Source organism: Rhodococcus sp. KB6 (assembly GCF_001445685.1).
Classification (GTDB): Bacteria; Actinomycetota; Actinomycetes; order Mycobacteriales; family Mycobacteriaceae; genus Rhodococcus_F; species Rhodococcus_F qingshengii.
Genome location: NZ_LNAK01000006.1, coordinates 149,107 through 155,589, shown reverse-complemented (window position 1 = coordinate 155,589; position 6,483 = coordinate 149,107). Strand labels below are relative to the sequence as shown.

General features: G+C 61.7%; 6 protein-coding genes. 2 read left to right on the top strand and 4 right to left on the bottom strand.

The genetic code is table 11. The features are described from left to right. Window positions 1–956, bottom strand: a 956-nt coding sequence (locus tag ASU23_RS01410; protein ID WP_156423045.1) for an aldehyde dehydrogenase family protein, incomplete at its 3' end; no start/stop codon positions are given. Between the two features lie 78 nt (window positions 957–1,034). Then, window positions 1,035–2,351 (bottom strand): MFS transporter, encoded by a 1,317-nt coding sequence (locus ASU23_RS01405; protein WP_030536659.1) that lies wholly within the window; start codon window positions 2,349–2,351, stop codon window positions 1,035–1,037. A 71-nt stretch (window positions 2,352–2,422) separates the two neighbouring features. On the opposite strand from ASU23_RS01405, the gene ASU23_RS01400 reads away from it, so the two are divergent. Together ASU23_RS01400 and ASU23_RS01395 are read left to right on the top strand one after the other, a co-directional pair. Beyond that, window positions 2,423–3,394, top strand: a complete 972-nt coding sequence (locus ASU23_RS01400; RefSeq protein WP_058037004.1) for a GlxA family transcriptional regulator — start codon at window positions 2,423–2,425, stop codon at window positions 3,392–3,394. A 30-nt stretch (window positions 3,395–3,424) separates the two neighbouring features. Next, on the top strand, window positions 3,425–3,802 hold the full coding sequence (locus tag ASU23_RS01395; protein WP_003943558.1) for a DUF5313 family protein: 378 nt from the start codon (window positions 3,425–3,427) through the stop codon (window positions 3,800–3,802). Between the two features lie 7 nt (window positions 3,803–3,809). On the opposite strand, the gene ASU23_RS01390 is transcribed toward ASU23_RS01395, so the two are convergent. Both ASU23_RS01390 and ASU23_RS01385 read right to left on the bottom strand, forming a co-directional pair. Then, the gene (locus ASU23_RS01390) at window positions 3,810–5,537 is read right to left on the bottom strand and encodes an oleate hydratase (RefSeq protein ID WP_082661277.1); all 1,728 of its coding nucleotides are present in this window, start codon (window positions 5,535–5,537) and stop codon (window positions 3,810–3,812) included. A gap of 46 nt (window positions 5,538–5,583) precedes the next feature. Then, window positions 5,584–6,462: a TetR family transcriptional regulator gene (locus ASU23_RS01385; protein WP_231782780.1), complete on the bottom strand. Its 879-nt coding sequence runs from the start codon at window positions 6,460–6,462 to the stop codon at window positions 5,584–5,586. Window positions 6,463–6,483: the final 21 nt, after the last annotated feature.

Sequence of the window (6,483 nt, the reverse complement as noted above, 5' to 3'; positions counted from 1 at the left end):
GCGGCGAGGTTCATCTTCTTGACGCGGTCACCGAACATACGGATGAACTCGGGTGCGATGGACTCTTCGACGTAGATGCGCTCGATGGAGATGCACAGCTGACCGGAGTTGGAGAAGCACGCACGCACAGCGGCGTCGGTGACCTCGCGCAGGTCTGCGCCGGCGGCGACGATCATCGGGTTCTTGCCACCGAGTTCGGCGGAGAAGCCGATCAGTCGACGGCCGGCCTGCTCGGCGAGGAGCTGACCGGTCGCGGTAGAACCGGTGAACATGAGGTAATCGGTGTTCTCGACCAGCGCGGTGCCGACGACGGAGCCCGGCCCGGGAACCACGGCGAAGAGGTCGCGAGGCAGACCCGCCTTGTAGAGCAGTTCGACGCAGGCGAGCGCGCAGTACGGCGTCTGGCTGTCCGGCTTGAGGACAACGGCGTTACCGGCGAGCAGCGCGGCGATGGCGTCGGACACGGCCAGCGTCATCGGGTAGTTCCACGGCGAGATGACGCCGACGACACCCTTGGGCTGGTAGCGGACGACGGTCTTCGTCAGACCCGGGAGCATGCCGGAGACGCGACGCGGGCGCAGCAGCTTCGGCGCCACACGTGCGTAGTGACGCGACGTCATCGAGATGTCGAGGACTTCTTCCTGAGCTGCGGTACGCGACTTTCCGGTCTCGGCCTGAGCCATGTCCATGAGGGCGTCGCGGTTCTCGAGGATGAGATCGCGGTAGCGGTGGAAGACGGCGGCGCGATCGAGGACGGAGCGCTTGGCCCATTCCTTCTGGGCGACGCGGGCACGGGCGATGGCCGCAAGTGCGTCGTCGGCGGTGCCGACGGGGATGGTCGCCAGCTCCTTGCCGGTGAACACCTCGGTGATGGACTTCGTCGGGCGATCGGCAACATTGTCGATGGCGATCAGATCGGCGAGCCGCGAGAAGGTCGCAGCGGACGGAGCAGGCATTTCAGTACCCCTACTGGTGAGTAGTTCTTGGAGTTACACACAACTTACCCCGTCGGTGGTACCGATCACAGTGCCGAATCAGACAGAGTCAACCAATACTGCCTCTTTCGGACGTTTTGCGATCAACAACGACATGACTGCAGCGATCGCGCAGAGCGCGCCGGCCACCAAGAAGGCAGCGTCGTACGAGCCGATCTGATCACGAACGAGACCGGCCAAGAAGGCCACCAGACCCGCACCGATCTGGTGCGATGCCAGCACCCAACCGAACACGATGGGGGCGTCGGCGCCGAAGTGTTGACGGCACAGTGCGACGGTCGGCGGAACCGTCGCCACCCAATCGAGCCCGTAGAAGATGACAAACGCGATCATCGGCGGATTCACGGTGTTGGCGAGCAACAACGGCAGGAAGAGCAGCGAGATTCCGCGGAACAGGTAGTAGATGCCGAGAAGTTTTCGCGAGTCCATCCGGTCGGTGAACCAACCCGAAGCAATGGTGCCGACCATGTCGAGGATTCCGATCAACGCCAAGAGGGACGCGGCCGTGGTGATCGGCATTCCGTGGTCGTGCGACGCCGGGACGAAGTGCGTGCCGATCAGGCCGTTGGTGCTCGCGCCGCAGATCGCGAAGGTACCGGCGAGAAGCCAGAACACCTTGGTCTTCGACGCCATCACCAGCACCGAGATCGCCCGGCCTCCGGCACCGCCGCGCTGGTAGACAGGCTTGGCTGGTGGGGCGTAATCGGCGGGCGCTCCGTAAGGCGTCGTACCCACGTCTGACGGATAGTTACGCAGGAACAGCAGAACGAACGGCACAACGGCCAGTGCGGCAAACGAAACTGTGAAGGCGACGCTCTTCCAGTCGTACGTTTCGGCGATCTTCGCCAGGACCGGAAGGAACACCAGCTGACCGGCAGCACCACCGGCCGTCAGGATGCCGGTCACGAGACCACGCTTCTCGACGAACCAGCGATCGACGACGGTGGCGACAAACGCCAGCGCCATCGAACCGGTACCGAGACCGACGAAGACACCCCACAGCAGAATGAGCTGCCAACTCGAGGTCATGAAGATCGTGAGACCACTGCCGAGCGAGATGAGCGCCAACGCCGAGGTGACGACCGCCCGGATACCGAACCTCTCCATCAAGGCAGCAGCGAACGGCGAGGTCAACCCGTACAGAATCAGGTTGACCGAGACGGCCGCCGAGATGCTGGCGCGCGACCACCCGAAATCCTCGTGCAGCGGATCGATCAGCACCGATGGGGCAGCGCGGAAGCTCGCCGCACCGACCAACGCCAGGAATGCCACGATCGCGACGGACCAGGCGCGGTGAAAGCGCGGCGGGCTCACCTGCTGTTGGCCTGATTCGGGGAGAGCGGTCTCAGAAGTCACAGAGAGAATTCTGCAGTTCGGATTCGATCGAGAACAGTGGCCAGATTGCCAATATATGAAAGAATCAAGCCATGTCTGGTCCGCATCGCGTCGTCGTACTGGCTCTGAATGGAGTCATCCCCTTCGAACTCGGCATCCCGGCGCGCATCTTCGGACGTGCCCTCGACGTCGAGGATCGGCCGCTGTACGAGATCCTGACGTGCACAATCGACGGCAATCCCGTGCAGACCGACGCAGACTTCAGCATCTCGGTCGACCACGGGAGCGAGTTGCTCGCCACCGCCGACACCGTCGTCATACCCGCGTCGTACGAGTTGGGTCCGGCCTACGAAGACGGCTACCTCTCCCCCGAGTTGGCCGCGGCTTTCCAACACATCCGGCCGGGCACTCGGCTGGTCTCGATCTGCACCGGGTCGTACATCCTCGCCGCGGCGGGTTTGCTCGACGGACTCCGCGCCACGACGCACTGGCGCAACACCGACCATTTCCAGCGTGTCTATCCCAAGGTGAACGTGGATCCCGACGTGCTGTTCGTCGACGAAGGCCACATCCTGACCTCGGCCGGGGTGGCGTCGGGAGTCGACCTCTGCCTGCATATCGTCAGGCGTGACCACGGCATGGAAGTGGCGAACACCGTCGCGAGGCGTTGCGTCGTACCGCCGTGGCGCGACGGTGGCCAAGCTCAGTACATCCGACGCCCCCTGGCCGACAAACCTTCGGAATCGACTGCCGACGCTCGGCACTGGGCCCTCGAACATCTCGACGACCCGATCACCCTGGCGGACCTGGCGACGCGCGCCAACATGAGCGTCCGCACGTTCAGCCGTCGATTCCGCGACGAAGTCGGAACCACACCGAACCGCTGGTTGACCAGCAGACGCGTCGATCGGGCGCGGGAACTACTGGAGGAATCCGATCTGTCGATCGATGCGGTTGCTGCTCGAACCGGCTTCGGGACTGCGACATCCATGCGTCAACACATGAACGAGGCCCTCGGCGTTTCACCGAGCGCCTACCGACGCACGTTCAAGGCACCGGTGTAAGCGGCAGTACCAGGCACTATCCTGGATGCCATGGCCGAACAGACTCGCCCGAACTTTCCTCAGTACTGCGGATACCTCCTGGGGAAGACGCTCCCCGACCGGTATCAGGACTGGGTACGGAACGATCTGGTCGGCCCGGGCGCCCAGGCCCGCTACATCATCCGCTTCACCGTGCCGGCGACGCTGATCCTTCTGCTGTTCCTCTTGATCCCGGGACCGATCTGGATTCCCTTGGCCATGATGGCCTTGTTGCTCATCCCGCTCGCGTACTTCGTCGTGGCGCTCGGGACCATCTACCGCCGTCACCGCCTGCTGAGCCACGGACTCGATCCCGAACTGCTCGACGAGAAGGCCCAGCGCCGTGCCGATCGCACTCGCGAGGACTACGAGAAGCGGCACGGTCGCTGAGCACCCCTCAGCGGAACATCGTCACTGCGGCCTTGGCGAGGACCTTCGGATCCTTCTCGTAGTGATGCATCTTGGTGAGCTTGTCTTCCGGAATCCCCAGGAACTTGTAGACGGCTACCTGAGCGCAGCGCACCGAGTACTGCTCGGTGAACACCATGTCGAACGGCAGCTCCGCGAACTGACTGATGAACGCCAGGTTCTTGGAGTGCTTCGGCACCACCAGCGGCCGGTCGCCGACGGCGCGCCGATTGAACAGCGCACTGGCGTAAGGCATATGGCTGGGTATCGAATTCACGACGCTGTCCATAATCTCTTGTCGACGCGCGGCGAGCGCACCGCTCTCGTCGAGCGCCTCGAGGTGTCCGAGCGTCTCTTCCAGCATTTCCCGCCCGGTCATCTCGATGAACGGCTTCTTCACGTAGTCGCCGTCCTTGCGCGGGAACAGACAGTAACCCCAGAAGACTCCTTCGTTCTCCTTCTGCGCGTGGTAGTGCGGCTGATGGTGGACCACGATCGAGAGAAGCACGTTCGAGTCCACGAATGTGTTGAGCGCATTTCCGGGGAGTTGCTTGGTGATTCGGGAAATCTCGTTGATGAGCTCGTGTGACGAAGTGGTGACGGTGAAGCTGGTCCACTCACTCTGCGCCCGGTCCCCGAAGAACTTGTCGGGATTCCCGAGATCGTAGAAATGCTCGGTGGCCTGCTTCCACAGCAGCGCACTCGGTGCGTATCCCATGTCTTCGACGATCGGGGTGTCGAGATCGCCGATCGAAGAACTGTCGGTGATGCTGCCGTTGGTGTCGAAGACGAAATCGCCCTCCGCCACGTCGATTCGGCCCTTCTCACCGGTGCGGACGTTTTCGTAATCGAGTCCCGTCACGATGATCTCGTCTCGTAGCGGGGTGTCCTTGAACACGAACTCCGTGATCTTCAGTTCGTTGACGAACTTCACGCCCTTGCCTTCGAGGAAGGCCCGCATCGGCAAGATGATGCTCTCGTACTGGTTGTACGGGGATCTGGTGACACCGGCAAGAGTTTGAATGCGACTGAACTCGAGAATCATTCGGTTCATGTACCGGCGCAGCTCCATCGCCGAACTCACCCGCTTGAAAGCAAATGTGGTCTCCCACATGTACCAGAAGTTGGTGGTGAAGAAGTGCGGAGTGTCCTCGAACCACTGCTCGATACTGATGTCGTCGAGTTTTGCCTCGTCCGACTCCGGCATCGTCATCAGCTTCGTCAACAAGTACCGATCCTTGTTGTCGAATTGCATGTGCTTGTAGTCGTTTTCACCCTTGTTGCGAATGCCGTCGCGATCGATCAATCGTGCGACGTCGTGCGTTGGATGCGCGTGGTCGAAATCGAGAATGTCATCCGTCACCGATTTTCCCGGGTTGTCCAGCGACGGAACCACACTCAGCACGTCCCAGAGGTTCTCATAGGTCTCCTCGTTGAGCATGCGACCGCCACGATTGATGAAGCCCGCGTCGTTGCCCAGCTCGCGATGACCGTACTGGTGCTGGAAGGTAGCGGCAGATTCGCCGTCGTTCGCTCCATGCATGTCCAGCCCCATGATGGTGATGTCCTCACCGCTCCCCTCACCGTCTCGAATCAAATAGACGGCAGCCGAGAGGTTTCCGATGCCGGCACCGATCATGTAGGCCTTGTGAGACAGCTTGGAAGACATTGGGTTTCGTTCCTTACTCGAGTCGCGGTACGGATACCTTCCAAGCATGGACCCCTTTGCCCGCTGGCGCATCACCCGAACCGGATGACGTCCGTCACGGTCGCTGAAGGCGCACCAGATCCAGTGCAAAACGCGCGTAGTCGCGTGCAATTTCCTCGGGCGTTTGTGGTCCGCTCGGCCGATACCATTGCGCGACAGAGACACACATCACGACTATTGCACGCGCGGCCTGTCGCGGCCGATCCGTCCCGAACACACCGGCAGCGATTCCGTCGTCCACCTGCTTCGTCATCAACCATTGCTGGTAGTTGCGTGATTCCGTGATGCGCAACCTGTTCTCGGCTGTGAGACTGCGCATTTCGCTGGCGCCGAGGAATCCTTGATCACGCCGATAGATATGGAACAAGGTCACACATTCGACGAGGAAAGCCAGCCTTTCGGAGGGACTTTCGCCCTCGTCGATAGCCGCCAACGATCTCGTGTTCAGTTCAGCCATGGTGAGGTCGAGAATTTCGGCCAACATCTGTTGCTTGCTGGAATAGTGGTGATACAGACCCGGAACACTCATCTGCGCACGTTTGGCGATCTCACGCATCGCAGCGCCGTGATATCCGGTCTTCACCATCTCCGCGAGCGCTGCAGCCAACACCGGATCGAACGAACTCGGACCGAACCTTCGCCACTCGTTCGGGCGAAAATGTGCGTCCGGGTCGGCGTCGTCGCCTCCCCATCGCGGCTGTTCCGGCGGACGCACTATCGCAGCCGGGAGCAGAGCGTCGAAACGCACTCCGAGAATCCCGCCGATTGCCGCCAACCGGTCGACGCTGACTCTGGTCTTTCCGGTCTCGACAGCGCTGAGGGTAGCCGGGCTGACATCGAGACGCCTGGCCAATTCACGCAGCGAGAGCCCGCTGTGACGCCGCGCTTGCCGGATCGACGCTCCGATCAGGACGGCATTCTCGAATTCGGTCACAGTGTTCAGTATTCCCGAACA